This is a genomic window from Streptomyces sp. R11 (assembly GCF_041051905.1).
Classification (GTDB): Bacteria; Actinomycetota; Actinomycetes; order Streptomycetales; family Streptomycetaceae; genus Streptomyces.
In genome coordinates, this window is record NZ_CP163432.1 from 3,320,396 (window position 1) to 3,346,178 (window position 25,783).

Here is a 25,783-nt window from a genome sequence, read left to right on the forward strand (position 1 = left end):
CCGCACTTCCAGCCTGAACCGCCCCGGAGCCCGCCGCGACATCACCGGGCCGACATCACGATCCGGTTTCGGGATGTGGTTGAGGGGTTGATTAACGGGCGTGTAATCGATTCCAATCCTCCGTACACGTCGATGTAATCGATTCCACGACCATCGGCGACGAACGATCCACGAGGAGGTGGAGCGGCGATGGCGAGCATCAAGGACGTCGCTGCCGAGGCGGGCGTGTCCGTCGCCACGGTCTCGCGCGTCCTGAACGACCATCCGTCGGTCAGTGCCGAGGCACGCGCACGCGTACTGGCCGCCGTCGAGACCCTGGGCTACCGCCCGAACGCCGTCGCCCGCTCCCTGCGCACGGACCAGACCCACACCCTCGGCCTGGTCATCAGCGACGTGATGAACCCCTACTTCACCGAACTGGCCCGCTCCGTCGAGGAGGAGGCCCGCGCGCTCGGCTACAGCGTCATCATCGGCAACGCCGACGAGCGGCCCGACCTGCAGGACCATCACGTACGGAACCTGCTGGACCGGCGCATCGACGGACTCCTCGTCTCCCCCACCGACGGCGGCTCGCCGCTGATGCTGGACGCCGCCCGCGCGGGGACGCCGATGGTGTTCGTGGACCGGTGGATCCCGGGAGTGGACGTGCCGGTGGTGCGGTCGGACGGGCGCACTGCCGTACGGGATCTCGTGGCGCATCTGCACGGGCTCGGCCACCGGCGGCTCGCGATCATCGCCGGCCCGGCGGCGACCACGACCGGCCGCGAGCGCGTGGAGGCCTTCCGCGAGGCGCTCGGCGCCTACGGCCTCGAACTCCCCGACGCCTACATAGGCCAGGGCGACTTCCAGGCCGAGAGCGGGCGCCGGGTCACCGAGGGCTTCCTCGACCTGCCCGAGCCGCCCGAGGTGGTCTTCGCGGCCGACAACCTGATGGCGCTCGGCGCGCTCGACGCCGTACGCGCGCGCGGCTTGCGCGTGCCCGACGACCTCGCGCTGGCCGCCTTCGACGACATCCGGTGGTTCGTGCACACCGATCCGCCGATCACCGCGATCGCCCAGCCGACGGGCGAACTGGGCCGAGCCGCCGTACGGGCCCTGGTCGACCGCGTCGAGGGACGGCCCGGCGAGTCCGTCACCCTCCCCGCCCGTCTCGTCGTACGCCGCTCGTGCGGCGAGCAACCGGCTTCACCGGAGCCGTCCCCCGTAACGAACAGGAGCCAGTCGTGAGCAACGCGGACGAGTTGCTGCGCATCGAGGGCATACGGAAGACTTTCCCGGGCGTGGTGGCCCTGGACGGTGTCGACTTCGACCTGCGCCGCGGCGAGGTGCATGTGCTGCTCGGTGAGAACGGCGCGGGCAAGAGCACCCTCATCAAGATGCTCTCCGGCGCCTATACGCCCGACGCCGGGCTGATCCTGGTCGGCGGCGAGGAGACGCGCATCCACGGCGCGCAGGACTCCGAGCGCCTCGGGATCGCCACCATCTACCAGGAGTTCAACCTCGTCCCCGATCTGACGGTCGCCGAGAACATCTTCCTGGGGAGGCAGCCGCGCCGCTTCGGGATGATCGACCGCAAGCGGATGGAGGCCGACGCCGAGGTCCTGCTCAAGCGCGTCGGCGTCAACGTGTCCCCACGCGCGCGGGTGCGTGAACTCGGCATCGCGCGGCTGCAGATGGTCGAGATCGCGAAGGCGCTCAGCCTGGACGCGCGCGTGCTGATCATGGACGAGCCGACGGCCGTGCTGACCTCCGAGGAGGTCGAGAAGCTCTTCGCGATCGTGCGCAGGCTGCGCGAGGACGGCGTCGGGATCGTCTTCATCACGCATCACCTGGAGGAGATCGCCGCCCTGGGCGACCGGGTGACGGTCATCCGGGACGGCAGGAGCGTCGGGCAGGTCCCGGCCGCCACGCCCGAGGACGAGCTCGTACGGCTCATGGTGGGCCGCTCGATCGAGCAGCAGTACCCGCGTGAACGCGCCGACCGGGGCGCCGCGTTGCTCACCGTCGAGGGACTGACCAGGGACGGCGTCTTCCACGACGTCAGCTTCGAGGTGCACGCCGGAGAGGTGGTCGGCATCGCGGGGCTGGTCGGCGCCGGACGTACCGAGGTCGTGCGGGCGGTGTTCGGAGCGGACCCGTACGACAAGGGGGCCGTGAAGGTCGCCGGGTCCTCCGTCCCGAAGCACGACGTCAACGCGGCGATGACCGCGGGCATCGGTCTCATCCCCGAGGACCGCAAGGGCCAGGGCCTGGTGCTGGACGCGTCCGTCGAGGAGAACCTCGGCCTGGTGACGCTGCGGTCCGCCACGCGCGCGGGTCTCGTCGACCTCAAGGGCCAGCGTGCGGCGGCCGCGCGGATCGCGGGGCAGCTCGGTGTGCGGATGGCGGGGCTCGGGCAGCACGTGCGCACGCTCTCCGGCGGCAACCAGCAGAAGGTCGTCATCGGCAAGTGGCTGCTCGCCGACACCAGGGTGCTGATCCTCGACGAGCCCACGCGCGGCATCGACGTCGGCGCCAAGGTCGAGATCTACCAGCTCATCAACGAACTGACCACGGCCGGCGCCGCCGTCCTGATGATCTCCAGCGATCTGCCCGAGGTCCTCGGCATGAGCGACCGGGTCCTGGTGATGGCCCAGGGCCGGATCGCCGGCGAACTCACGGCCGACGAGGCCACCCAGGACTCCGTGATGGCACTCGCCGTCAGCAACCCCACCACCGACAAGACCGGAACGGAGGCCCCCCGTGGCCACTGACACGCTCAAGAGCACGCCGGGCGCGAGTGGCGCCTCGGGGCTTCGCCGACTCCTGCTCGACAACGGCGCGCTGACCGCGCTGATCGTCCTCGTCATCGCCATGTCGGCGCTGTCCGGCGACTTCCTGACCACCGACAACCTCCTCAACGTCGGCGTCCAGGCGGCCGTGACCGCCATCCTCGCCTTCGGCGTCACGTTCGTGATCGTCTCGGCGGGCATCGACCTGTCGGTCGGCTCGGTGGCGGCGCTGTCGGCCACCGTCCTCGCGTGGACCGCGACCTCGCACGGGGTGCCGGTCTTCATAGCGGTACTGCTGGCCGTCGCGACCGGCATCGCGGCCGGTCTCGTCAACGGCTTCCTCATCGCGTACGGCAAACTCCCGCCGTTCATCGCGACACTGGCGATGCTCTCGGTGGCCCGCGGTCTGTCGCTGGTGATCTCCGAGGGCTCCCCCATCGCTCTCCCCGACTCCGTCTCGCACCTGGGTGACACGCTCGGCGGCTGGCTGCCGGTGCCGGTGCTCGTGATGATCGTGATGGGTCTGATCGCCGCCTTCGTGCTCGGCCGGACCTACATCGGCCGCTCGATGTACGCGATCGGCGGCAACGAGGAGGCCGCGCGCCTGTCGGGGCTGCGCGTGAAGAAGCAGAAGCTCGCCATCTACGCCCTGTCCGGCGTCTTCGCCGCCGTCGCGGGCGTCGTCCTCGCCGCCCGGCTGTCCTCCGCGCAGCCGCAGGCCGCCGACGGCTACGAGCTGGACGCGATCGCCGCGGTCGTCATCGGCGGTGCCTCGCTCGCGGGCGGCACCGGCAAGGCGTCCGGCACCCTGATCGGCGCGCTGATCCTGGCGGTGCTGCGCAATGGCCTGAACCTGCTGAACGTGTCCGCCTTCTGGCAGCAGGTCGTCATCGGCGTCGTGATCGCGCTGGCGGTCCTCTTCGACACGCTGCGCCGCAAGGCCGGGGCCACCCCGGTGGCGTCCGGCACGGGCGGCGGCAAGGGCAAGCAGGCGGGGACGTACGCGCTCGCGGCGGTCGTCACCGTGGCGATCGTGGGGGCGACCTCCTTCCTGCACAACGGCTCGTCCTCGTCGTCGAACCCGAAGATGGGGCTGTCCCTGTCCACCCTCAACAACCCCTTCTTCGTGCAGATCCGGGCGGGCGCCCAGGCCGAGGCGAAGAAGCTCGGCATCGACCTGACCGTCACGGACGCCCAGAACGACGCCTCCCAGCAGGCCAACCAGTTGCAGAACTTCACCAGTTCGAGCGTCGACGCGATCATCGTCAACCCGGTGGACTCGGACGCGGCCAGCAACTCCGTGAAGGCCGCCGACAAGGCGAAGATCCCGGTCATCGCCGTCGACCGGGGGGTCAACAACGCGCAGACCGAGGCCCTGGTCGCCTCCGACAACGTCGCCGGCGGTGAGCTCGCCGCCAAGACGGTAGCCGAGAAGCTCGGCGGCAAGGGCAAGATCGTGATCCTCCAGGGCCAGGCGGGCACCTCCGCCGCCCGTGAGCGCGCGCAGGGCTTCGCGAACGGGCTCAAGGCCTACCCGGGCATCCAGGTCGTCGCCCAGCAGCCCGCCGACTTCGACCGCACCAAGGGACTCGACGTGATGTCCAACCTGCTCCAGGCCCACCCGGACGTCCAGGGCGTCATCGCCGCCAACGACGAGATGGCGCTGGGCGCGATCAAGGCCCTGGGCTCCAAGGCCGGCAATTCGGTCTCCGTGGTCGGCTTCGACGGCACGCCGGACGGTCTGAAGGCGGTGGAGGGCGGCTCGCTGTACGCGTCCGTGGCACAGCAGCCCACCCAGCTCGGCGAGATCGCGGTGGACAACGCGCTCAAGGCACTTCAGGGCAAGAAGGTCGAGCAGATGGTGAAGGTGCCGGTGAAGGTGGTCACGAAGGAGAACGTGGCCGGCTTCGGCGGCTGACGTCCGGCCGGGATCCGGCCGACATCGGGGAACGGCGAACGGGCGGGCGGTCGTTGCAGGAGCATGGACCTGGTGACGACCGCCCGCCGCACGTCACCACGGGGACCTATCAGGGGAGCAACCTCATGTACGACTACGACCTCCTGGTCGTAGGGTCGGCCAACGCCGACCTGGTGATCGGCGTCGAGCGTCGGCCGGGGGCCGGCGAGACCGTGCTCGGCTCCGATCTTGCCGTCCACCCTGGCGGCAAGGGCGCCAACCAGGCCGTCGCGGCCGCCCGGCTCGGGGCCCGTACGGCCCTGCTGGCCCGGGTCGGCGACGACGCGCACGGCCGGCTGCTGCTCGACTCGCAGCGGGAGTCCGGCGTCGACACGGTGGGCGTCCTGGTCGGCGGCGCGCCGACCGGCGTCGCGCTGATCACGGTGGACCCGTCCGGGGACAACAGCATCGTCGTCTCGCCGGGGGCCAACGGCAGGCTCGCCCCGCAGGACGTACGGGCCGCCGCGAGCCTCTTCCAGGCGTCGCGGGTGGTGTCGGTCCAGCTGGAGATCCCGCTGGAGACGGTCGTCGAGGTGGTCCGCAGCCTGGCGGACGGCAGCCGCTTCGTGCTGAACCCCTCGCCGCCCCGTCCGCTGCCGATCGAGGTGCTGGCGGCCTGCGACCCGCTGATCGTGAACGAGCACGAGGCGAAGGTGATCCTCGGCGACTCCGCGGTGGGCGACACCCCCGAGGACTGGGCGCGGATCCTGCTCGCGAAAGGGCCCCGCTCGGTCGTCGTGACCCTGGGCGCCGAGGGCGCTCTGGTCGCCTCCGCCAAGGGCGTGACGCGGGTTCCGTCCGTGAAGGTGGACGCGGTGGACACGACGGGGGCGGGCGACGCCTTCACGGCGGCGCTGGCGTGGCGGCTCGGCACGGGCGCGTCCCTTGCGGCGGCGGCGGCGTACGCGGCCCGGGTCGGCGCGGTGGCCGTGACGCGGGAGGGCGCGCAGGTGTCCTTCCCGACGGCGGCGGAGGTCGAGGCCCTGTGAAGCGTGCCGGAATCCTGAACCGCCACCTCTCCGGCGCCCTCGCCGAACTGGGCCACGGCGACGGCGTGCTGGTGTGCGACGCGGGCATGCCGATACCCGACGGCCCCCGGGTCGTGGACCTGGCCTTCCGTGCCGGGGTGCCGTCGTTCGCCGAGGTCCTGGAGGGCCTGCTGGCCGAGCTGGTGGTGGAGGGCGCGACGGCGGCAAAGGAGATCCGCGAGGCGAACCCCGCGGCGGCCGCGCTGCTGGACGGGGAGTTTCCCGAGCTGCGGCTGGTCACGCACGAGCGGCTCAAGGAGCTGTCGGCCGGGGCGCGGCTGGTCGTACGGACCGGCGAGGCGCGGCCGTACGCGAATGTGCTGCTGCGCTGCGGGGTCTTCTTCTAGGAAGGCTGCGAGTTCCGGAGATCCCAGGAACGTTTCGAGGGGCCCGGTCCGTCGACCGGGCCCCTCGGGTTTCCCCTCCCCATCAGAACCCCCGCGATCCCCCCAGATCCCCCTCCAAGAGTCCTGATGCCAAGTACGACCGGCGAGGTGCGGGAAGGGTTGCACGGTCTCCGCGGAATTTTTTTCGGACTGTCTTCAGCGCGCCCGGAAACCGGGACAGTCGTAGCGTTTCAGACATGTCAGAAGTAGATGCAAACCCCCTCACATCCCTCCAGGACGACGTGCTCGACGAGCTCGGCGACCACCGGATCGGGGACATCGCGGGGCTGCTGGGCACGGACGAGGCGGGGGCCCGGCAGATGGTCGGTACGACGGTGGCGGCGCTGTCCGGCGAGGCGGAGGCCGTCGCCACGCCGCACGACGCCCCGCTCACCGGCGTGGTCACGGTGGGCGGCTTCGCGACCGGCGGCCTCGTGGCCGGGCTGCTGGCGGAGGAGGCCGAGCCGGTCGCGGACGCGGTGGCGCGCAGGACGGGGCTGCCTCGGGGTGCCGTGTCCCGGGTGGTCGAGATCCTGGTTCCGGTGGTGCCGGCGGTGCTCACGAAGCGGGCGGCCGGCAGGTAGCGGTGGAGAGGTGGCGTGGGCTGTCCGAGAAGCCGATGATTGAGAAGTCAGGCGAGAAGGTGAATGATCACGAGCGATCGCGAGCCGCGGAAGGCGCGTTCCTCATCACGGCAGGCGTCCGCGGGGGCGCGGATCTCCCTCGCCGATGCGATGCGGTCCGCGGTGGAACAGCTCAGTGAGTTGCTGGGGAGGGTTCCCGAGTCGGTTTCCGCGGTGAAGCCGACGGATGAGGGCTGGGAAGCCGACGTTGAGGTCGTGGAGCTGGAACGCATCCCGGAGACGACCAGCGTGATGGCCAGCTACCAGGTGGTTCTGGACCCGGAGGGGAAGCTGCTGGCCTACAAGCGCGGGCGTCGCTACACGCGCGCGCAGGTGGACAGGACGGATCGCCGCTAGGTCATGACCCTTTCGTCAGAAATTCTCCGATAAGCCGGTTTTGTAAGTGATTCTCCGGGAAGTCGGGTCTCGCTGGCTTCACCGTGAGTCGGGCCGGAAGGGAACACACCGTGACTGTGGTGCCACAGGGCAACGGCGGTGGTGGTGTCCCCGGCGCCGCCGGAGGCGGCTCGGGGAACCTCTACGACGTGCTGGAACTCGTCCTCGACAGGGGCCTGGTCATCGACGCGTTCGTGCGGGTGTCCCTGGTGGGCATCGAGATCCTGAAGATCGACGCTCGGGTGGTCGTGGCCAGTGTCGACACGTATCTGCGCTTCGCCGAGGCGACCAACAGGCTGGATCTGGAGTCGGGCAGCAAGTCGCCCGCGCAGCTGACCGACCTCGTCGGAGGTTCCGTCGAGAGCGGGGCACGCGGCAAGAGCAAGGGGGCGCTGTCGGGCGCGGTCGAGGCGGTCACCGATTCGTTCAAGGGCGACGGTGACGAGGACGAAGCGGCAGACGAGGACGCGGATACGGAGGGCGAGCGGGAGCGCCGGCCGGCGCGCGGAAAACGGCGTGAGCGTTCCGAACGCCGTTCGGAGCGCCGCTCCGCACGGGACCGGGAGGAGTGAGCGAGCCGATGTCCGTGTATGTGTACGCGATCACCAAGGACTCGCACCCCCTCGATCTGAGCGATGTAAAGGGCGTGGGCGAGCCGCCCGGCGAGGTGCGCGTGGTGCGCGGCGACTCCCTGTGTGCCGTCGTCAGCGAGGCCCCGGACGACCTCTCGGTCGCCCGCCGGGACCTGCAGGCGCACAACGACGTGCAGGAGCGGTTGTGGGCCGCCGGCCCCACCCTGCCGCTCAGCTTCGGGTTCGTCGCCGCGGACGAGGAGGCCGTACGCGGCGTCCTGGAGGAGCGGGCGCAGTTGTTCGCGCAGCGGCTGGACGAGCTTGCCGGGCAGGCGGAGTTCAACGTCAAGGGCGTCCTCGACGAGGACAGCTCGCTGCGTGCCGTCCTGGAGCAGAGCCCGCAGGCCCGTGAGCTGAACGAGCGGACCCGCGAGGGCGGCGGGACGTACGAGGACCGGCTGGCGCTCGGCCAGGTGGTGGCCCAGGAGGTGCAGGCCCGCGAGAACGCCATCGCCGAGGACATTCTCGCCGCGCTGCGGCCGCTCGCCTCGGCAGAGCAGATCGCGCCGGCGTCGAAGCAGTACTTCGTGAGCGCGTCCTTCCTCGTGGCCGACGAGCAGTTCGAGGAGTTCGGCCGGACCTGCCGGGAGCTGGCCGAACGCTACGGCGCGGGCATGGAGTTGCGGCTGCGGGGGCCCCTGCCGCCGTACAGCTTCGTCTGACGTGAGGCGCGAGGAGGTGCCGTGGGACTGGTCACCGGGATTCTGACGCTGCCGTTCGCTCCCGTCAGGGGCGTCGGCTGGGTGCTCGACAAGGTGGTCCGGACCGCCGAGGACGAGTACTACGACCCGACCCCCGTGCAGGAGGCGCTCGTGAATCTGGAGCGGGCGCTCGACGAGGGCCGTATCGACGACGAGGAGTTCGCACGGCAGGAGGAGGCACTGCTGCACCGCCTGGAGGAGATCAGGGCCTATCAGCTGCGAAAGAGCGGACAGCCTCCTGGGCTGTGACGCGTGGGTCGCGGGCTGCCGCCCGGGGGAGGAAAGGATCTGCCGGGCCGACGAACGCGCCGAGGAACGACTGGGAGGACCAGGAAAAGGACGAAGACCGAGAGCCTGACGACCGCAACGACGACACCGACGAGCAACCCCGCCCCAAGCGCCACCGCCGTGTCTGGCCGTGGCCGAGCGCGCGGCCGGGAGTGACCGTGGGTGCTTCCGGGAAGCGAGGTCGAGTACGCCGTGACCGAGCCCGTCCCCAGCCGCTCCACCTCCCCGGCGCTGTCTCCGTACGGCGGCGGCGGAGGATCCAGCGCGAACCTCGCCGACATCCTTGAACGCGTGCTCGACAAGGGCATCGTCATCGTCGGCGACATCAAGATCAACCTGCTCGACATCGAGCTGCTCACCATCAAGCTCCGTCTCCTGGTGGCCTCGGTCGACAAGGCCAAGGAGATCGGCATCGACTGGTGGGAGCACGACCCCGCGCTGTCCTCCCGAGCCGACCAGCGGCACGACCTGAAGGAGCAGAACGAGCGCCTGCGCGAGGAGGTGGAGGAGCTGCGCCGCAAGGTGGAGAAGGCGGAAAAGGCCGAGAAGGTCGAGAAGGCGGAGTCCGCGGGCGAGTTGCCCGAACGCGGCTCGGGCGGTCGCCGCCGGTCGCGTGCGGCGGAGCGCGAGTCCACCGCCGAACCTCGACGCACCCGGCGCAGGAAGGACGACTCCGAGGACCGGGAGTCATGACCGGGCAGCGGCTGAGCTACGCGTACGCCGTGGTCCGCTCGCCCGGCGCGGAGACGCGGGCTCAACTGGCCGGTCTGCGCGGGGTGACCGGCGCCCCCGTCACCCTGGTCAGCTCGGGCGCGCTGGCCGCCGCGGTCAGCGAGGTGCCCGGGGAGGAGTTCTCGGAGTCGGCCCTGAAGTCGCGCCTGGAGGACCTCGACTGGCTGGAGTCGACGGCCCGCGCCCACCACCTCGTCATCGAGACGCTGGCCGCCCGAGTGACCGTCCTCCCCCTGCGGCTGGCCACGGTGTACCTCGACGACAGCCGGGTCGAGCGGATGCTGAGCGAGCGTCAGGAGGCCTTCGCCGAACTGCTCGACCGGTTCGACGCCCACGTGGAGTGGGGCGTGAAGGTGTACGCCGAGGCCCCGCCCGCCTCCGAGTCGGCGACCCCGTCCGCGGCACCGGGCTCGTCCACCGCCGACGGGGCGCCGGGACGCGCGTATCTGCGCACCCGCAGACAGCACCGCCAGGCGCACGAGGACACCCGGCGCGCCGCCGAGGAGGCCGTGCGCCGCACGGAGGAACGGGCGCGCGGTCTCGCGGTGGAGCGCTCCCGGCACCGCCCGCAGCAGGGGACCCTGGCCGACGCCCGCGGCGAGAACCTGGCCAATGACGCCTACCTCGTACCGCGCCACCTGGCCGCGGAGTTCCGCGAGCGGATGCTGCACGCCGCGGACGACCTGCCCGGCGTACGGGTGGAGGTCACCGGCCCCTGGGCGCCGTACTCCTTCGCGACTCCCGCCGAAGGGACGCGACCACGGTGACCGGGTACTACGACGACGACCGCCCCCTGGCCGGACGCCAGGTCGCGCTGATCGACCTGCTCGACCGCCTGCTGAGCGGCGGGGTGGTGCTCACCGGCGATGTCGTGCTGTCCATCGCGGACATCGACCTGGTACGGATCTCGCTGCGCGCGGTGGTGATCGCCATCCGCGAGCAGATGGAGGAGCAGTGGGCGCCCGTGCTGCAGGACCGGACGCCCACGGAGCACGGCGGCCACGATGTCGAGCCCGGCTGACCGCCCGTCCCCCGACCGGCTGCGCGAGGTCGCGCAGGCCGCTCACCGGGCGTTCTCGCTGCTGCCCGCGAGCCCGGACGACATAGCGTCACCGCCCGCGGGACGGTCCGCCGCCCGCCGCCTCCACGCCGACCCCGACACCGTGGAGCGCGACCTGGTCAAGCTGGTCCTGACCATCGTCGAACTCCTGCGCCAGCTGATGGAGCGCCAGGCCCTGCACCGCGTCGACGAGGGCAACCTGACCGAGGACCAGGAGGAACGCCTCGGCCTCACCCTGATGCTGCTCCACGACCGCATGACCGAACTCTGCGACCGCTACGACCTCACCCTGGAGGACCTCAACCTCGACCTGGGGCCCCTGGGCACCCTGCTCCCTCCGCCGTGAGGCGCCCTCGTCACCGCGAGGCCGGTTCGGGGTCGGGAGCGTCGAGGACCGCTCCCCAGCTGTCGTCGTCCCCGATGCGGACGGTGAGGTCCTGGGTGCGGCGGGGTCCGGCGAAGTGCAGCACCACGTCCTGGCGCACAGAGCCCTCGTCGAGGAAGTCCGCGGTCACCTCCCCGTGGGCCGCCTTGCCGTACGCCTCGACCCAGTCGCGGGCCGCGGAACGGGCGTCGCCGCCCTCCGTGTCCAGCGCGGCCAGCCCGTCGACGTCCCCGTCCGCGAGCTGCCAGACAACCTGCTGCACCGTCTCCAGGCTCCCCGTCGACGGGTACCCGGTGACGCGCAGGGGCGGGTGATCGGCATAGTCGGCCTGGTAGCCCAGCCGTGCCCCGTCGTCGGAGCATGCCGTCAGCGGGGCACCCGCGGCCAGGGTGAGGAGGGCGGCCAGGGCGGCCCTCGGGATCTTCCTGCTCATGGTCAGCTCGTCGGGGAGTCTCGGGCGATGCGACGGCAAAGCCTAGGAGCTGCGGCCGGGGCGCACGTTCCGCAGATGGTCGGTACAGCCCGATCTGCCCGGCTTTTGCCCAAGTGATATCGATCATCACGGCCATACGGAACGCCGACGACCCGAAAGCCGTCGGCGTTCCGCCGAATCCCGTCTGCGCTACCCCACGTGCGCCACGAACCGCGCCGCCGTCTCCGCCAGCACCTCACGGCCGTCGCGTGCCCACAGGCCGTCGTTGAACAGCTCGACCTCGATGGCGCCGGTGTAGCCCGCCGCCGCCACGTACCCGAGCCACGCCCGCATGTCGATCGCCCCGTCCCCGATCTGCCCGCGGCCGTTGAGCACGCCCTGCGGCAACGGGGTGGTCCAGTCGGCGAGTTGGAAGGTGTGGATACGCCCGCCCGCGCCCGCGCGGGCGATCTGTGCGGGCGCGTTGTCGTCCCACCAGATGTGGTACGTGTCGACCGTGACGCCGACCTGGTGGGCAGGGAAGCGTTCCGCGAGGTCCAGGGCCTGCGTCAGGGTCGAGACGACGCAGCGGTCCGAGGCGTACATCGGGTGCAGCGGCTCGATGGCCAGCTGCACGCCGTGGTCCTCGGCGTAGGGGCCGAGCACGGCCAGCGCGTCCGCGATCCGTTCCCGGGCGCCGTGCAGGTCCTTGGAGCCGGCCGGCAGGCCGCCGGACACCAGGACCAGTACGTCCGTGCCGAGCGTCGCCGCCTCGTCGACCGCGCGGCGGTTGTCGTCCAGGGCCGCCGCACGCTCCGCCGGGTCGATCGCCGTGAAGAAGCCGCCGCGGCACAGGGTGGTGACGGTGAGGCCGGCGTCCCGGACCAGTTTGGCCGTCGCCTCCAGGCCGTACGCCTGGACGGGCTCCCGCCACAGGCCGACGTTGGCGACGCCCAACTCGCGGCAGCTGTGGACCAGTTCCGGCATCGACAGCTGCTTGACCGTCATCTGGTTGATGGAGAAACGCGCGAGCTCTGTCACTGGTTCACCCCGTACAGGGACAGCAGGTTCTTCATCCGCTCCTCGGCGACCTTGGGGTCGGGGAACAGGCCCAGTCCGTCGGCGAGTTCGTAGGCGCGGGCGAAGTGCGGCAGGGAGCGGGCCGACTGGAGGCCACCGACCATGGTGAAGTGGGACTGGTGGCCGGCCAGCCAGGCCAGGAAGACCACACCCGTCTTGTAGAAGCGGGTGGGTGCCTGGAAGAGGTGGCGGGACAACTCGACCGTGGGGTCGAGGAGTTCGCGGTAGCCCGCTACGTTGCCCGTGTCCAGGACCCGGACCGCCTGGGCCGCCAGCGGTCCCAGCGGGTCGAAGATGCCGAGCAGGGCGTGGCTGAATCCCTGCTCGTCGCCCGCGATCAGCTCGGGGTAGTTGAAGTCGTCGCCGGTGTAGCAACGGACGCCCTGCGGGAGGCGGCGCCGCAGGTCGATCTCGCGCTGGGCGTCCAGCAGGGAGACCTTGATGCCGTCGACCTTGTCGGGGTGGGCCGAGATCACCTCCAGGAAGGTGTCGGTCGCCGCGTCCAGGTCGGACGAGCCCCAGTAGCCCTCCAGCGCCGGGTCGAACATCGGGCCCAGCCAGTGCAGGATCACCGGCTCGGCGGACTGCCGGAGCAGTTGGCCGTAGACCTCCAGATAGTCCTCCGGGCCCTTCGCCGCGCCGGCCAGCGCGCGCGAGGCCATCAGGATCGCCTGCGCGCCCGACTCCTCCACGACCGCGAGCTGTTCCTCGTACGCCGCCCGGACCTCCTCAAGAGTGCCCGCGGCGATCTGGTCGGTGCCGACACCGCAGGCGATACGGCCGCCCACGGCACGGGCCTCGGCGGCCGACCGGCGGATCAGCTCGGCCGCGCCCGCCCAGTCCAGGCCCATCCCGCGCTGGGCGGTGTCCATGGCCTCGGCGACGCCGAGCCCGTGGGACCACAGGTGGCGGCGGAAGGCGAGGGTGGCGTCCCAGTCGACGGCGGCGGGCGAGTCGGGCGACACATCGGCGTACGGGTCGGCGACGACATGCGCCGCGGAGAAGACCGTACGGGAGGTGAAGGGGGTGCCGGGGGTCACCACCAAGGGTTCCGGGCGGGGATCGTACGCCCGCAACCCGCCCTTGAGGTCGGGCAGTCGGATCGTCACGGCTGGATCTCCGGTACGTCGATGCGGCGGCCCTCGGCCGAGGACTTCAGGCCCAGCTCGGCGAGTTGCACGCCGCGGGCGCCGGCGAGGAGGTCCCAGTGGTAGGGGGCGTCGGCGTAGACGTGCTTGAGGAACAGCTCCCACTGGGCCTTGAAGCCGTTGTCGAACTCGGTGTTGTCCGGGACCTCCTGCCACTGGTCGCGGAAGGAGTAGGTGGCCGGGATGTCCGGGTTCCAGACCGGCTTCGGGGTGAGGGAGCGGTGCTGGACGCGGCAGTTGCGCAGGCCCGCGACCGCGGAGCCCTCGGTGCCGTCGACCTGGAACTCGACCAGTTCGTCGCGGTTGACGCGTACGGCCCAGGAGGAGTTGATCTGGGCGATGGCGCCGCCGTCGAGCTCGAAGATGCCGTAGGCGGCGTCGTCGGCCGTGGCGTCGTACGGCTTGGCGTTCTCGTCCCAGCGCTGCGGGATGTGGGTGGTGGCGATGGCCTGCACGGACTTCACGCGCCCGAAGAGCTCGTGCAGCACGTACTCCCAGTGCGGGAACATGTCGACGACGATGCCGCCGCCGTCCTCCGCGCGGTAGTTCCAGGACGGGCGCTGCGCGGCCTGCCAGTCGCCCTCGAAGACCCAGTAGCCGAACTCGCCGCGGATGGAGAGGATCCGCCCGAAGAAGCCCCCGTCGATGAGGCGCTTGAGCTTCAGCAGGCCCGGGAGGAAGAGCTTGTCCTGGACGACGCCGTGCTTGATGCCGGCCTCGCCCGCGAGACGGGCCAGTTCCAGGGCACCTTCCAGACCGGTGGCGGTGGGCTTCTCGGTGTAGATGTGCTTGCCGGCCGCGATCGCCTTCCTGATCGCCTCCTCGCGGGCCGAGGTGACCTGGGCGTCGAAGTAGATCTCGACAGCCGGGTCGGCGAGCACCGCGTCCAGGTCCGTCGAGACGTTTTCCGCGTCCAGGCCGTGCTGCTCGGCGAGCGCCTTCAGGGCGTACTCGCGGCGGCCGACCAGGATCGGCTCCGGCCACAGCACGGTGCCGTCGCCGAGGTCGAGCCCGCCCTGCTCACGGATGGCCAGGATGGAGCGGACCAGGTGCTGGCGGTAGCCCATGCGCCCTGTCACACCGTTCATAGCGATACGCACCGTCTTGCGTGTCACGTCGTTCCCTTCGTACGCGGGGTCTGCGCCGCGTACGCCCCGTCTTTCACTGGTGAGCGTCGCAGCAAGCGCTTTCTACATGGTGAGAAGCTAGCCTCTGAGCAGCGCTCCGGACAAGACCGTGACCGGGTTGAGTTGTTCGAGGGGACGAACAACGGGGGTTTCTGGCCGTAAGGTCTGCTCGACATACACGGAACCGTGACCGCGGATGACCTGTCTACGAGGAGGCAGGCCTGTCTGTGAGCACGTACGAGGTGGTACGACGAGATGCGCGACCGGAGGACGACGAGATGACGGTGACCCTGGCGGACGTGGCGGCCCGCGCCCAGGTCTCCCCCGCGACGGTGTCGCGCGTGCTGAACGGCAACTACCCCGTGGCCGCTTCCACCCGGGAACGGGTGCTGCGGGCGGTGGACGAGTTGGACTACGTGCTCAACGGTCCCGCGAGCGCGTTGGCCGCCGCCACCTCCGACCTGGTCGGCATCCTGGTCAACGACATCGCCGACCCCTTCTTCGGGATCATGGCGAGCGCGATCCAGTCCGAGATCGGGGGTCCGGGCGGCCGGGCCGGCGGTGAGCGGCTGGCGGTCGTCTGCAACACGGGGGGTTCGCCGGAGCGCGAACTGACGTACCTGACACTGCTGCAGCGGCAGCGGGCCGCGGCGGTCGTCCTGACCGGCGGCGCCGTCGAGGACGCACCGCACGCGGCCGCGGTCGCGGCGAAGCTGCGGAAGCTGACGGACGCCGGGACGCGGGTCGTGCTCTGCGGCCGACCGCCGGCGCCGGACACCGGGGCGATCGCGCTGACCTTCGACAACCGCGGGGGCGGGCGTGAACTGACCGAGCACCTGATCGGGCTGGGGCACCGGCGGCTCGGCTACATCGCGGGGCCGGAGGAGCGGACGACGACCCGGCACCGGCTGGAGGGTCACCGGGCGGCGCTGGAGGCGCACGGCATACAGGAGGACCCCCGGTGGACGGTGCACGGCCGCTATGACCGGCAGTCGGGCTACGAGGCGACACTGGAACTGCTGCGCCGGGACCCCTCACTGACCGCCGTGGTCGCGGCGAACGACTCCGTCGCCCTGGGCGCCTGTGCGGCACTGCGCGACTCCGGGCTGCGGATCCCGGAGGACGTCTCGGTGGCGGGATTCGACGACCTGCCGTTCAGCCTCGACACGGTGCCTTCCCTCACGACCGTGCGGCTGCCGCTGTCGGAGGCGGGGGCGCGGGCCGGACGGATCGCGATGGGGCGGGAGGAGCCGCCGCTGGGGGAGATCGCCACGATCCGGGGGGAGTTGATGGTTCGGGGGTCTTCCGGGGGGCCTCGGGAGGCCTGAGGCCCCCGTGCGAGCACCTGGGCAGCATCGGGAATCAGGTGCAGGGCGAACTGCTCAACGTGCGGGCACCACAGCCGGGGCCGTGACGTCGTCGATCTCCTGGTCGTGGTCGTCGTAGTCCACGGTGCTGCTGACGACATGGCCGGCCAGGCCGAGCAGCAGGAAGAGCACGACGAGGACCTTGGCCGCGGTGTCCAGGAGCAGCGGCCGGGTGCCGGAGCGGACCGCGTCCTGAGGAACCGGCTCATCGCCGAACAACCGCTTGGGATAGGCGGGGGTCAGCATCGTGACGTACGCGGTGAAACGCATCTGGTAGCGGGCGACGGCGGCCGTGGCGGCGAAGACCGGTGCGGGCAGCCGCCCCAGCACGATTGCGATGAGCCAGAACACCCAGCCCACCGCGAACCAACCCGCCTGCGCGAGGTTGTTGATGATCGCTGCCGGGATCATCAGGATCAGGCGGAAGAACACCGCGAGCCGATTCAGCGGCGTGGCGCGCAGTTCGATCTGCACGGGATGTCCGGGAGCCGAGAACGAGAACGGCGGATAGCGGTCGACCAGCAGCATCGCGCTCGCGCCGACCCGCGTCCGGTAGGCGAGGACCGAGCCGAGGAAGCGGAAGATCCCGTCGGGCAGCCGTCCCGTGAACAGGGCGGCGAACCATCCGACGATGGTCACGAAGAACGCCGCGACGGAGAGCAGCCAGACCACCACGAACTGCGGCAGGAGCAGCAGCCAGCGCAGCAGGACGGTCCAGCGCCGCTGCCGTGCGACAGCGGGGATGTCGAGGACGGGCAGCCACTCACCGCCCTCGTCACCGTGAGCGGCCCGCGGATCCCAGCCCGTCGCCATGAAGACTCCCAGTCGTGCCGATGATGCCGCCTGACACGACCATGCTGCGGCGGCGAAGCGGCCCCCGCGCCCTGCGCAGGCCCAAACGGAGGTAGCCCGCCCCGACCCCTGCCGAATGCCCGGTTCCGCGTCTTGACTCGACCCACCGATGATTTCCGGGCTCCACCCCGGTCTTCCATGCCGTGAAGACCGGCTCGCCCGAGCCCCAGCGGACCACAGGAGCGAATCCCATGCGCATCGCCATCACCGAGTTCATCAGCCTCGACGGTGTCGTCCAGGCCCCCGGCGGTCCCAAGGAGGACACCGACGGCGGCTTCGCGCACGGTGGCTGGTCGCATCCGTACTTCGACGCCGAGGTCCTCGGCGGGGCCTTCGACGCGGGGATGCAGAACGCCGAGGCACTGCTCTTCGGGCGCCGGACGTGGCAGACCATGGCTGCGGCGTGGCCGGAGCGGGCCGGGGACCCCTTCGCCGACCGGATGAACTCGATCAAGAAGTACGTCGTCTCCGGCACTCTCACCGATGCCGACCTGACCTGGAACAACACCACCCTCATCCCCGGCGCCGAGGCCGTCGCCCGGGTGCGGGAGCTGCGCGAGGCGGAGGGCGGCGACCTGGCGATGATGGGCAGCCCGACCCTCGTGCGGACCCTCATCCAGGAGGGGCTGGTCGACGAGCTGCAGCTCATCGTGATGCCGGTGCTGCTCGGTGGCGGGAAGTCGATCTTTCCGCAGGACGGGGGGAAGCGGCCGCTGGAACTCGTCTCCACCACCGCCGCCAAGACCGGCGCGCAGGTCTGCGTCTTCCGGCCCGCCAACGAGGGCTAGCGACGAGGGCGCGGACGTCCTAGGCTCGACTCAGCGAAAACCTCTGACTGAGTCAAACATCCGGAACCGGGGGCCCAGCGGCCCCGCGGGGAGCCTTCGGGATCGACCATGACCGTGCATGACATCCGCGCCTTCAACCGCTTCTACACCAACGTCATCGGCGCCCTCGACTACAGCCGCCACCTGTACGCCCCGTACACCCTCACCGAGTCCCGCGTCCTGTACGAGCTCGCGCACTCCCCGCGTACGGACGCGGCCGACCTGCGGGCCGAACTCTCCCTGGACGCGGGGTATCTGAGCCGGATCCTGAACAAGTTCGAGCAGGACGGGCTCATCGAGCGCACCCCCTCCCGGGAGGACCCGCGTCGCCGGCGCGTCACGCTCACCGCGCGCGGCCGGGAGACCGGCAAGCTGCTGGAGGAACGGGCGACCGAATCGGTCGGCTCGCTGCTGGCGACCGTGCCGGCCGCCGAACGGCCGCGCCTCGCCGAAGCGATGACGACGGTCCGTACGATCCTGTCCGACGGCCGCCCTCCCCGCCGCGAGGACGTCCTGCTGCGCGAGCCCGGCCCCGGCGACCTGGGCTGGATCGTGCAGCGCAACGCCGCGCTGTATGCCGCCGAGTACGGCTGGAACGCCGACTACGAGGGGCTGGTGGCGAGGATCGTCGCGGACTTCGCGGAGGATCACGATCCGCATCTGGAGCGGGTGTGGATCGCCGAGCTGGACGGCCGGCCGGTCGGCTGCGTGATGTGCGTACGCGACGAGGCGCCCGCCACGGCCCGGCTGCGGCTGCTGCTGGTCGAGCCCTACGCGCGCGGCCTCGGCATCGGCGACCGGCTCGTCTCGGCCGTCGTCGACTTCACGCGCGGCGTCGGCTATCGCGACCTCGTCCTGTGGACCAACGACGTGCTGGCCGCCGCCCGCCGCCTCTACCAGCGCCACGGCTTCGTCCTGTCCGCCGAGAAACCCCACCGCTCCTTCGGCAAGGACCTGACCGGGCAGGACTGGCGACTGAATCTCCACGGCACGCAGGAGTGAGGTGCCGTGCGGCGGGCAGGAGGTGACAGATCCGGAGCGTCCCCCGGCCCGCCTGCCGGATGGGCGCACCCCCTTTTCCCTGGCAAGGTGGGATGCATGAAACTGGCGTTCTCCACCCTCGGCGTCCCCGGTCTCCCCGTCCCCGACGTGCTGCGGCTCGCGGCCGCGCACGGTTATCACGGCGTCGAGTTGCGCACGCACGCCGAGGAGCCGGTGCACACGGGTCTCGGTCCCGCCGAACGGGCCGACGTGGCGGCCGAGTTCAAGGCCGCCGGCATCGAGCTCCTGGGCCTGGCCGGGTACGCCCGGGTCGCCGCGCCCGGTGACGACGGGCCCGTGATCGAGGAGATCCGCACCCTCGTCGACCTCGCCCACGACCTCGGCGCTCCTTACGTCCGCGTCTTCCCCGGCGCCGACCCCGAGCAGAGCCCCGAGTCGGCGGACGCGATCGCCGCGCGGCGGCTGGGTACGGCCGCGCAGTACGCCGCCGACATGGGCGTGCGGATCCTGCTGGAGACCCACGACTCGCACCGCACCGCCGCCGACTCGATCCGCGTCCTCGGCCTGGTCGGCCACCGCCACGTCGGCTCGCTGTGGGACGTCATGCACACCTGGCTGGGCGGCGAGCAGCCCTCGGAGAGCTACGCGGCCCTCTCCCCGTACCTCGGCTACGTCCAGGTCAAGGACATCGCTTCCGTCGACGACACCACCCCGCTGCCGCTGGGCACCGGGGTGCTGCCGCTCGCCGAATGCGTGGAGGTGCTCTCCCGGCACGGCTGGGACGGCTGGCTGTGCTGGGAGTACGAGAAGCGGTGGTACGAGGAGGCCGCACCCCTTCCCGAACTGCTCGGCGCGGGACGGGACCACCTGGCGCGGCTGCTCAACGAGTCGGCGTAGCGGCCGGCGCCGGCGCTACTCGGGACGGGCCATGATCGGCGCCGTGGGGTCGAGGCACCAGCCCAGTACGGCGGGCCACGGCCCGTACCCGGCGTCCAGGTCGAGGTGGGCGGCGCCCGGGAGGATGTCGGTCGGGACGGCGAGGGGGGTGCCGTAGACGGTGTCGGCGCCTTCCTCGCAGTACGGGTCGTCGTCGCCGGCGACCAGGCGGGTCTGGCCGGGGAGGGTGAACTCCAGGGACGGCAGGGCGAATCGGGCGACCTCCGGGTGCCGGGCGAGCACGGCGCCGGACGGCGGGGCGACGAGCAGCACCCGGTCCACGTCGAGCCCCGGCATCGCGCGCGCGGCAGCGTGCAGCCACAGCACCGCGGACAGACTGTGCGCGACCACGACCCGCTCCGCCCCGCCGTCGAGCCCACCGAGATGCCGCCCCAGCTCCCCGAGCCAGACCTCCAGGTCGGGGTCGTCCGGCTCGGGGAGCTGCGGATATTCGACCTGATGCCCGAACTCACCGAGCCGGTCGGCGAGCCAGTGCTGCCAGTGGTCCTTGGGGCGGCGGTTCTGCCAGCCGTGGAGGATGAGGTAGGCGGTCATGAGGCCGATGGTTTCCGATCACTGCCGTGACGGTCCAGTACCGGCGTCTGCCGGGGAGACGACGCCCAGCTCTCCACCAGGAAGAACGCCGGCCCTACGGCAAGAACCCGGCGACTCTCTCCTCCAACCGCCCCCGGCACTCCGGCCACTCCTCCGCCGTGATGGAGAAGATCGCGGAATCCCGCAACCGCCCCTCCTCCCCCGGCGCCCAGGAGCGCGACCAGTTCCGCAGCACGCCCTCGAAGCGGGCTCCCACGCTCTCGATCGCCGCACGCGAGCGCTCGTTGCGGGCGTCCGTCTTCAGATCCACACGGGACACGTCCCACTCCTCGAAGGCATGCCGGAAGAGCAGCAGCTTGGCCTCGGCGTTGATGCCCGTGCCCTGGGCCGAGCGGGCGAGCCAGGTGAACCCGACCTCGACGGCGTCGAGACGATCGTCGGAGCGCCAAAAGCGCGGCTCCCAGTACGAGGTGGCGCCGACGGCCCGGCCCGATACGACGGACACCTGCGCGTACGGCGCCAGTCGCCCCGTCGCGGCACGGACGAGCTGCGCGTCGATGTAGTCCCCCACCTCATGGGCCCTCGGCACCCACGTGAACGAGTAGCTCCCGCGGCCCTCCTCCACCGCGACCGCCAGATCGGCCGCGTGCCGGTGATCCAGCGGCTCCAGCCGCACCAGAGCACCCTCGAGGACCGGCCCCTCCAGCTTGAGACCCACCCGGCGACCCCCGTCACAACCTCGCGCTCAGCGCCCCGAACTCCTCATGGAAACCCGGGAAAGTCTTCCGTACGCACCCTGGGTCGTCGAACGAAATACCCGGCACCCGGAGCCCGGTCACCGCGAAGGACATGACGATGCGGTGGTCGCCGTACGACTTGATCTCCGTCCCCGCGAGACCCGAGGCGGTGGCGCCGGGCCGGATCTCGATCCAGTCCGGGCCGGTAGTCACTCCCGCCCCCAGCCGCCGCAGGTTCTCCGCGCAGGCCTCCAGCCGGTCGCACTCCTTGACCCGCGTGTTCGCCACGTCCTCGATCCGCACCGGCCCGGAGGCGAACGGCGCGATGGCCGCGAGGGTCGGCATGGTGTCGGAGATGTCCCGCATGTTGACGGTGACGCCCCGCAGTTCACCGGTCCCCCGGACCGTCGTCGACTGCGTGCACACCTCCACCTGCGCCCCCATTCGCCGCAGTACGTCGACGAAACCCAGGTCGCCCTGGAGCGCCCCCTCGCCCAGGCCCGGAACCGTCACCTCGCCGCCCGTGACGGCCGCCGCCGCGAAGAAGTAGCTCGCGGTCGAGGCGTCCGGCTCCACCGCGTACGTCGTGGCGCGGTAGCCGCCGGGCGGGACCAGGAAGGCGTTGCCCTCCCGGCTCACCTCCACCCCGAAGGCCCGCATCATCGCGATCGTGATCTCGACGTACGGCACCGAGACCAGGTCGGTGACCGTGATGCGCAGGCCCCTGCGGGTCAGCGGCCCGAGCAGCAGCAGCGCCGTCAGGTACTGCGAGGACTGGCCCGCGTCCAGCGTCACCTCCCCGCCCTCGACGCCGGCCGCCGTCACGGTCAGCGGGTGGTGGCCCTCCTTCTCCTCGTGCCGCAGGTCCACGCCCAGGTCGCGCAGGGCCCGGGTCAACGGCAGCAGGGGCCGGCGGCGCATCTGGGGCGAGGCGTCGAAGCGGTACGTGCCGGTGCCGGTAGCGGCCAGGGTCGGCAGGAAGCGGGCCGTCGTCGCGCCGTCCCGGCACTGGACGTCCGCCTCGGTGACCACGGGACCCTGCGGCCGGCCGTCGACCTGCCAGGTGTCCGGAGTCCGCCCCACCCGATAGCCCAGCCGCCCCAACCCCTCGGCGAAGCCCTCCGTGTCGTCCGAACGGAGCGGGCGTACGAGGGTGGTGACACCGTCGGCGGCGGCCGCGAGGAAGAGAGCGCGGGCGGTGACGGACTTGGAACCGGGGATGTCGACTACGGGCATGCCCACATGATCGCCCGGTCGGCGGCTGCGACGCGGGGGTGTCCATGGGGTGGACCTGCCTGGACCTGTCACCGGGGGCTTACTCGGGCCCGTGGCCCGTGGCCCGTGGACCGCAGCCCGTGGACCGCAGCCCGCAGCCCGCAGCCCGCAGCCCGCAGCCGCCACGGTCCCGCCCGTCGGCCGCCACCAGCACGCTCCCTCGCTCCGGCCGCCCCTCGCCTCTGCCCGTCCTACTGTGGCCCATTCGGCCGCTCGCCCGTCGGCCACAGCCTTCGCCTGCCCACCCCTCACCCCCACCCGCCACCCGCCGTCGGCCGTCCGCCGTCCGCCGTCCGCCGTCCGCCGTCCGCACGACCTTTCACCCGCTACCCGTCGCCCCCGGCGGCCCAGCCAGACCCTCACCCGCCGCCCGGCGCACCCGCGCCGGCGCGCACCCACCCCGCACGCCCTCCGAGCCCCTCCCCCTCCCCCACCCGCCCCACCACCCCCCACCTCACCAACTTCCCGATTTCCGGTCATCCCGGGAACCCAGCCCCACCCCGCTCGTCCAACCCGCAAGCTGCCGGAGAGTCACCGTGGTGCGGTGTCGGCCCTCGCTGCTGGCTGCGATCGCTGACCAACCCTCTCCGCCGTGCCGCGGCCGGCAGCACGCCGTCATCGGCGCGCCCCCCTCCAACTGCGCCGATGGCGGCCCCTCCTTGGTTACCGGATACCGTGCACTCCCTTGACTGGCAGAAACTTCCCGGTTATTGGTGACTTCTCGGAAGTTTCCTTCAGCGCACCACCTCCGGAAGGAGCGCACGTGCCCGACACCAGCACGGGAAGCATGGGAAACACGTCGGTCCCCTCCAGACGTACCGTCCTCGCCGCCACCGCCGGCATGACCTCCGCCCTCGCCCTCGGCGGCACCGCCCACGCCGGCCCCGACGGCAAGCACGACGACAGGAAACTGCGGGCCCTCATCGCCCGGATGACCCTGCCGGAGAAGGTCGGCCAGCTCTTCGTCATGCGGGTCTACGGCCACTCCGCCACCGCCCCCGACCAGGCCGACGTCGACGCCAACCTCAAGGAGATCGGCGTCCGTACGGCAGCCGAGCTGATCGCCAAGTACCGGGTGGGCGGCATCATCTACTTCACCTGGGCGCACAACACCCGCGACCCGCACCAGATCGCCGATCTGTCCAACGGCATCCAGCGGGCCTCCCTCACCCAGCCCCGCGGCCTGCCCGTCCTCGTCTCCACCGACCAGGAGCACGGCATCGTCTGCCGCGTCGGCGAGCCCGCCACCCTCTTCCCGGGTGCCATGGCCGTGGGGGCCGGCGGCTCCCGTGCCGACGCCCGCACCCTCGGGCGCATCGCCGGACAGGAACTCAGGGCGCTCGGCATCCGGCAGAACTACTCCCCCGTCGCCGACGTGAACGTCAACCCGGCCAACCCCGTCATCGGCGTCCGCTCCTTCGGCGCCGAACCGGCCGCGGTGGCCGGCATGGTCGCCGCCGAGGTGGCCGGGTACCAGCACTCCCGGCAACTCGCTGCCACCGCCAAGCACTTCCCCGGCCACGGCGACACCGCCGTCGACAGCCACTACGGCTTCCCGGTCATCACCCACACCCGCGAGCAGTGGAACCAGCTCGACGCGCCACCCTTCCGGGCCGCCATCCGGGCCGGCATCGACTCGATCATGACCGCGCACATCATGGTCCCGGCCCTCGACGACTCCGGCGACCCGGCCACCCTCTCCCGCCCCATCCTCACCGGCATCCTGCGCGAGGAGCTCGGCTACGACGGGCTCGTGGTGACGGACTCGCTCGGCATGGAGGGCGTACGGACGAAGTACGGCGACGACCGCGTCCCCGTCCTGGCGCTCAAGGCAGGCGTGGACCAGCTCCTCAACCCGCCCTCCCTCGACATCGCGTGGAACGCGGTGCTGAAGGCCGTCCAGGACGGCGAGTTGACCGAGGCGCGGCTCGACGAATCGATCCTGCGGATCCTGCGGCTGAAGGCGAAGCTGCGGCTGTTCGACGCGCCGTACGTCAGCCAGGGCGGGGTCGACCGGAACGTCGGCACCGCGTCCCACCTCAGGACGGCCGACCGTATCGCCGAGCGGACGACGACCCTGCTCGTCAACGAGGGCTCGCTCCTTCCGCTGTCCCGGCGCAGGCACCCCAAGGTCCTCGTCGTCGGCGCCGACCCGGCCTCCCCGTCCGGTACGACGGGACCGCCGACCGGCGTGCTCGCCGCCGCGCTCACCGAGCTGGGCTTCACGGCGACCGCCCTGTCGACGGGTACGGCGCCCTCCTCCGCCGCCATCGCCAAGGCCGTCGAGGCGGCTCGGGCGGCGGACGCGGTGGTGGTCGGGACGTACAACGTCACGGCGAGCAGTACACAGAAGGCGCTGGTCGAGCAGCTCCTCGCGACGGGGAGGCCGGTGGTGGCTGTCGCGGTCCGCAACCCGTACGACGTGGCCCATCTGCCCGCCGTGCAGGCCTGCTTGGCGTCCTACTCCTGGACCGACGTCGAGCTGCGGGCCGCAGCGCGAGTGATCGCCGGGCGGGTGGCACCGCGCGGGAAGCTGCCGGTGCCGGTGCAGCGGGCGGACGATCCGACGCGGGTGCTGTATCCGATCGGCCACGGGCTGACGTACGGGCGCGGTTAGCGCCGTGTAGCGCTCTGGACGTAGCACCCGTACGCCACACAACGGGCGCACTTACCCCCAATCGACGCAAAGGACCCCACACGTCTGGCGTGTGCCCGCTGCGGCGGGTCACGCTGGTCGGGGGTACCCGGGGGGAGTGCGATGCGTGGGAGAAGTGCTGTAGGGGTCGCCTGTGCGTTGCTTGCGCTGCTCAGCGCGTTGTTGACGGGGTGCCAGAGTCCGTCGGGGGCTGCGGAGCAAAGCGGGCGGCTCGGCCAGAGCGAGGGCCAGAGCAGGAGCCGGAGCGAGGGCTCCGGGGCCGGGACCGGCGAGCAGCTGGTGACACCGCCGACGCGGCCCGCCGGCTACGGCGCGGTGTTCCTCGGCGTCGACGAGTGCAGTTCCTTCGGGACGACGAGCTTCACCGAGGTGTCCTGCACCGGTGAGCGCGCGGCGGCGCGGGCCGTGGCCCGGCACGACGGCAAGGTCGGCGACGGGCCGCTGTGCCCGGGAACCACGGACTTCGTCCTGCACATCAGCGAGCAGAGCAAGACGTCCGACGAGGACGGCGACGGCGCGATCCCGCAGGGCTACGCCTGCATGCGCAACCTGGCGCCGCCCCACCCCGGCGATCCCGGCAGCGGAGGCGGTCCCCGCACGATCGTCGGCGACTGCGTCTACAGCTCCGGCGACGGACAGGTGCGCGAGACGGCGTGCGACGGCAAGGGCCGGCAGAAGCCGCAGTACAAGGTGACCAAGTCCGTGGACAAGCGCGCGAAGTGCCCCCTGTCGACGGCCCTGTACGTCCAGCTGGGCGGCGAGAAACCGGTGGGCTGCGCGCGGCCGGTGTGAGGCGTACTGCCCACCGCGTGCCCCACGAACTGACGCGACCCGACGGCGGGCCACCCGC

General features: G+C 71.5%; 28 protein-coding genes. 20 read left to right on the forward strand and 8 right to left on the reverse strand.

Going from position 1 to position 25,783, the window contains the following annotated elements; translation table 11 throughout:
* Positions 1–189: 189 nt before the first annotated feature.
* From AB5J55_RS15065 to AB5J55_RS15130, 14 genes are all read left to right on the forward strand, one after another.
* Entirely contained in the window at positions 190–1,227 is a 1,038-nt protein-coding gene (locus tag AB5J55_RS15065; RefSeq protein WP_369271174.1) for a LacI family DNA-binding transcriptional regulator, read from the forward strand.
* Complete coding sequence (locus AB5J55_RS15070) at positions 1,224–2,753, forward strand: sugar ABC transporter ATP-binding protein (RefSeq protein WP_369271175.1); 1,530 nt, start codon at positions 1,224–1,226, stop codon at positions 2,751–2,753. Before AB5J55_RS15065 ends, AB5J55_RS15070 begins: the two co-directional genes overlap by 4 nt.
* The gene (locus AB5J55_RS15075) at positions 2,743–4,689 is read left to right on the forward strand and encodes a substrate-binding domain-containing protein (protein WP_369271176.1); all 1,947 of its coding nucleotides are present in this window, start codon (positions 2,743–2,745) and stop codon (positions 4,687–4,689) included. Before AB5J55_RS15070 ends, AB5J55_RS15075 begins: the two co-directional genes overlap by 11 nt.
* A gap of 125 nt (positions 4,690–4,814) precedes the next feature.
* Complete coding sequence (locus AB5J55_RS15080; RefSeq protein ID WP_369271177.1) at positions 4,815–5,717, forward strand: ribokinase; 903 nt, start codon at positions 4,815–4,817, stop codon at positions 5,715–5,717.
* Positions 5,714–6,103, forward strand: a complete 390-nt coding sequence (gene rbsD, locus AB5J55_RS15085) for a D-ribose pyranase (protein ID WP_369271178.1) — start codon at positions 5,714–5,716, stop codon at positions 6,101–6,103. The genes AB5J55_RS15080 and rbsD overlap by 4 nt, the downstream gene beginning before the upstream one ends.
* Positions 6,104–6,339: 236 nt before the next feature.
* Entirely contained in the window at positions 6,340–6,726 is a 387-nt protein-coding gene (locus AB5J55_RS15090) for a DUF937 domain-containing protein (protein WP_369271179.1), read from the forward strand.
* A gap of 63 nt (positions 6,727–6,789) precedes the next feature.
* Positions 6,790–7,122 carry a gas vesicle protein gene (locus AB5J55_RS15095; protein ID WP_369271180.1) on the forward strand — a complete coding sequence of 111 codons (333 nt, stop codon included), beginning with the start codon at positions 6,790–6,792 and terminating at the stop codon, positions 7,120–7,122.
* 110 nt (positions 7,123–7,232) lie between these two features.
* Entirely contained in the window at positions 7,233–7,733 is a 501-nt protein-coding gene (gene gvpJ / locus AB5J55_RS15100; RefSeq protein WP_369271181.1) for a gas vesicle protein GvpJ, read from the forward strand.
* 8 nt (positions 7,734–7,741) lie between these two features.
* A complete protein-coding gene (locus AB5J55_RS15105) occupies positions 7,742–8,455 on the forward strand; it encodes a GvpL/GvpF family gas vesicle protein (RefSeq protein WP_369271182.1) in 714 nt (237 codons plus the stop codon).
* Between the two features lie 21 nt (positions 8,456–8,476).
* Positions 8,477–8,743: a gas vesicle protein GvpG gene (locus AB5J55_RS15110; RefSeq protein ID WP_369271183.1), complete on the forward strand. Its 267-nt coding sequence runs from the start codon at positions 8,477–8,479 to the stop codon at positions 8,741–8,743.
* Between the two features lie 231 nt (positions 8,744–8,974).
* Positions 8,975–9,475, forward strand: coding sequence for a gas vesicle protein (locus tag AB5J55_RS15115; protein ID WP_369276188.1), 501 nt, complete (start codon positions 8,975–8,977; stop codon positions 9,473–9,475).
* Complete coding sequence (locus tag AB5J55_RS15120; RefSeq protein ID WP_369271184.1) at positions 9,472–10,281, forward strand: GvpL/GvpF family gas vesicle protein; 810 nt, start codon at positions 9,472–9,474, stop codon at positions 10,279–10,281. The genes AB5J55_RS15115 and AB5J55_RS15120 overlap by 4 nt, the downstream gene beginning before the upstream one ends.
* Positions 10,278–10,535 (forward strand): gas vesicle protein, encoded by a 258-nt coding sequence (locus AB5J55_RS15125; RefSeq protein WP_369271185.1) that lies wholly within the window; start codon positions 10,278–10,280, stop codon positions 10,533–10,535. The genes AB5J55_RS15120 and AB5J55_RS15125 overlap by 4 nt, the downstream gene beginning before the upstream one ends.
* A complete protein-coding gene (locus tag AB5J55_RS15130; RefSeq protein ID WP_369271186.1) occupies positions 10,519–10,920 on the forward strand; it encodes a gas vesicle protein K in 402 nt (133 codons plus the stop codon). Before AB5J55_RS15125 ends, AB5J55_RS15130 begins: the two co-directional genes overlap by 17 nt.
* A 10-nt stretch (positions 10,921–10,930) precedes the next feature.
* Here the strand turns inward: AB5J55_RS15130 and AB5J55_RS15135 are convergent, their stop codons facing one another.
* The 4 genes from AB5J55_RS15135 to AB5J55_RS15150 form a co-directional block, all read right to left on the reverse strand.
* A complete protein-coding gene (locus AB5J55_RS15135; RefSeq protein ID WP_369271187.1) occupies positions 10,931–11,392 on the reverse strand; it encodes a hypothetical protein in 462 nt (153 codons plus the stop codon).
* Positions 11,393–11,581: 189 nt separating this feature from the next.
* On the reverse strand, positions 11,582–12,412 hold the full coding sequence (locus tag AB5J55_RS15140; protein ID WP_369271188.1) for a sugar phosphate isomerase/epimerase family protein: 831 nt from the start codon (positions 12,410–12,412) through the stop codon (positions 11,582–11,584).
* Positions 12,409–13,560, reverse strand: a complete 1,152-nt coding sequence (locus AB5J55_RS15145; RefSeq protein WP_369271189.1) for a dihydrodipicolinate synthase family protein — start codon at positions 13,558–13,560, stop codon at positions 12,409–12,411. The genes AB5J55_RS15140 and AB5J55_RS15145 overlap by 4 nt, the downstream gene beginning before the upstream one ends.
* On the reverse strand, positions 13,557–14,714 hold the full coding sequence (locus AB5J55_RS15150; protein WP_369271190.1) for a Gfo/Idh/MocA family protein: 1,158 nt from the start codon (positions 14,712–14,714) through the stop codon (positions 13,557–13,559). The genes AB5J55_RS15145 and AB5J55_RS15150 overlap by 4 nt, the downstream gene beginning before the upstream one ends.
* Before the next feature lie 290 nt (positions 14,715–15,004).
* On the opposite strand from AB5J55_RS15150, the gene AB5J55_RS15155 reads away from it, so the two are divergent.
* Positions 15,005–16,054: a LacI family DNA-binding transcriptional regulator gene (locus AB5J55_RS15155; RefSeq protein ID WP_369276189.1), complete on the forward strand. Its 1,050-nt coding sequence runs from the start codon at positions 15,005–15,007 to the stop codon at positions 16,052–16,054.
* 54 nt (positions 16,055–16,108) lie between these two features.
* Here the strand turns inward: AB5J55_RS15155 and AB5J55_RS15160 are convergent, their stop codons facing one another.
* Positions 16,109–16,906, reverse strand: a complete 798-nt coding sequence (locus AB5J55_RS15160) for a DUF4389 domain-containing protein (protein WP_369271191.1) — start codon at positions 16,904–16,906, stop codon at positions 16,109–16,111.
* Positions 16,907–17,136: 230 nt separating this feature from the next.
* On the opposite strand from AB5J55_RS15160, the gene AB5J55_RS15165 reads away from it, so the two are divergent.
* The 3 genes from AB5J55_RS15165 to AB5J55_RS15175 all read left to right on the forward strand — a co-directional run bounded on the left by AB5J55_RS15165 (position 17,137) and on the right by AB5J55_RS15175 (position 19,671).
* Positions 17,137–17,733, forward strand: a complete 597-nt coding sequence (locus AB5J55_RS15165; protein ID WP_369271192.1) for a dihydrofolate reductase family protein — start codon at positions 17,137–17,139, stop codon at positions 17,731–17,733.
* 108 nt (positions 17,734–17,841) lie between these two features.
* Complete coding sequence (locus AB5J55_RS15170) at positions 17,842–18,774, forward strand: GNAT family N-acetyltransferase (protein ID WP_369271193.1); 933 nt, start codon at positions 17,842–17,844, stop codon at positions 18,772–18,774.
* A 96-nt stretch (positions 18,775–18,870) separates the two neighbouring features.
* Complete coding sequence (locus tag AB5J55_RS15175; RefSeq protein ID WP_369271194.1) at positions 18,871–19,671, forward strand: sugar phosphate isomerase/epimerase family protein; 801 nt, start codon at positions 18,871–18,873, stop codon at positions 19,669–19,671.
* Positions 19,672–19,686: 15 nt separating this feature from the next.
* On the opposite strand, the gene AB5J55_RS15180 is transcribed toward AB5J55_RS15175, so the two are convergent.
* The 3 genes from AB5J55_RS15180 to aroA all read right to left on the reverse strand — a co-directional run bounded on the left by AB5J55_RS15180 (position 19,687) and on the right by aroA (position 22,238).
* Complete coding sequence (locus tag AB5J55_RS15180; protein ID WP_369271195.1) at positions 19,687–20,265, reverse strand: RBBP9/YdeN family alpha/beta hydrolase; 579 nt, start codon at positions 20,263–20,265, stop codon at positions 19,687–19,689.
* A 94-nt stretch (positions 20,266–20,359) separates the two neighbouring features.
* A complete protein-coding gene (locus tag AB5J55_RS15185) occupies positions 20,360–20,983 on the reverse strand; it encodes a GNAT family N-acetyltransferase (protein ID WP_369271196.1) in 624 nt (207 codons plus the stop codon).
* A 13-nt stretch (positions 20,984–20,996) separates the two neighbouring features.
* Positions 20,997–22,238 (reverse strand): 3-phosphoshikimate 1-carboxyvinyltransferase, encoded by a 1,242-nt coding sequence (aroA, locus tag AB5J55_RS15190; protein WP_369271197.1) that lies wholly within the window; start codon positions 22,236–22,238, stop codon positions 20,997–20,999.
* An 802-nt stretch (positions 22,239–23,040) separates the two neighbouring features.
* Between aroA and AB5J55_RS15195 the strand changes: the two genes are divergently transcribed.
* Both AB5J55_RS15195 and AB5J55_RS15200 read left to right on the forward strand, forming a co-directional pair.
* Positions 23,041–24,894 (forward strand): glycoside hydrolase family 3 protein, encoded by a 1,854-nt coding sequence (locus tag AB5J55_RS15195; protein WP_369271198.1) that lies wholly within the window; start codon positions 23,041–23,043, stop codon positions 24,892–24,894.
* A 141-nt stretch (positions 24,895–25,035) separates the two neighbouring features.
* Positions 25,036–25,725, forward strand: a complete 690-nt coding sequence (locus AB5J55_RS15200) for a hypothetical protein (RefSeq protein WP_369271199.1) — start codon at positions 25,036–25,038, stop codon at positions 25,723–25,725.
* Positions 25,726–25,783 lie beyond the last annotated feature (58 nt).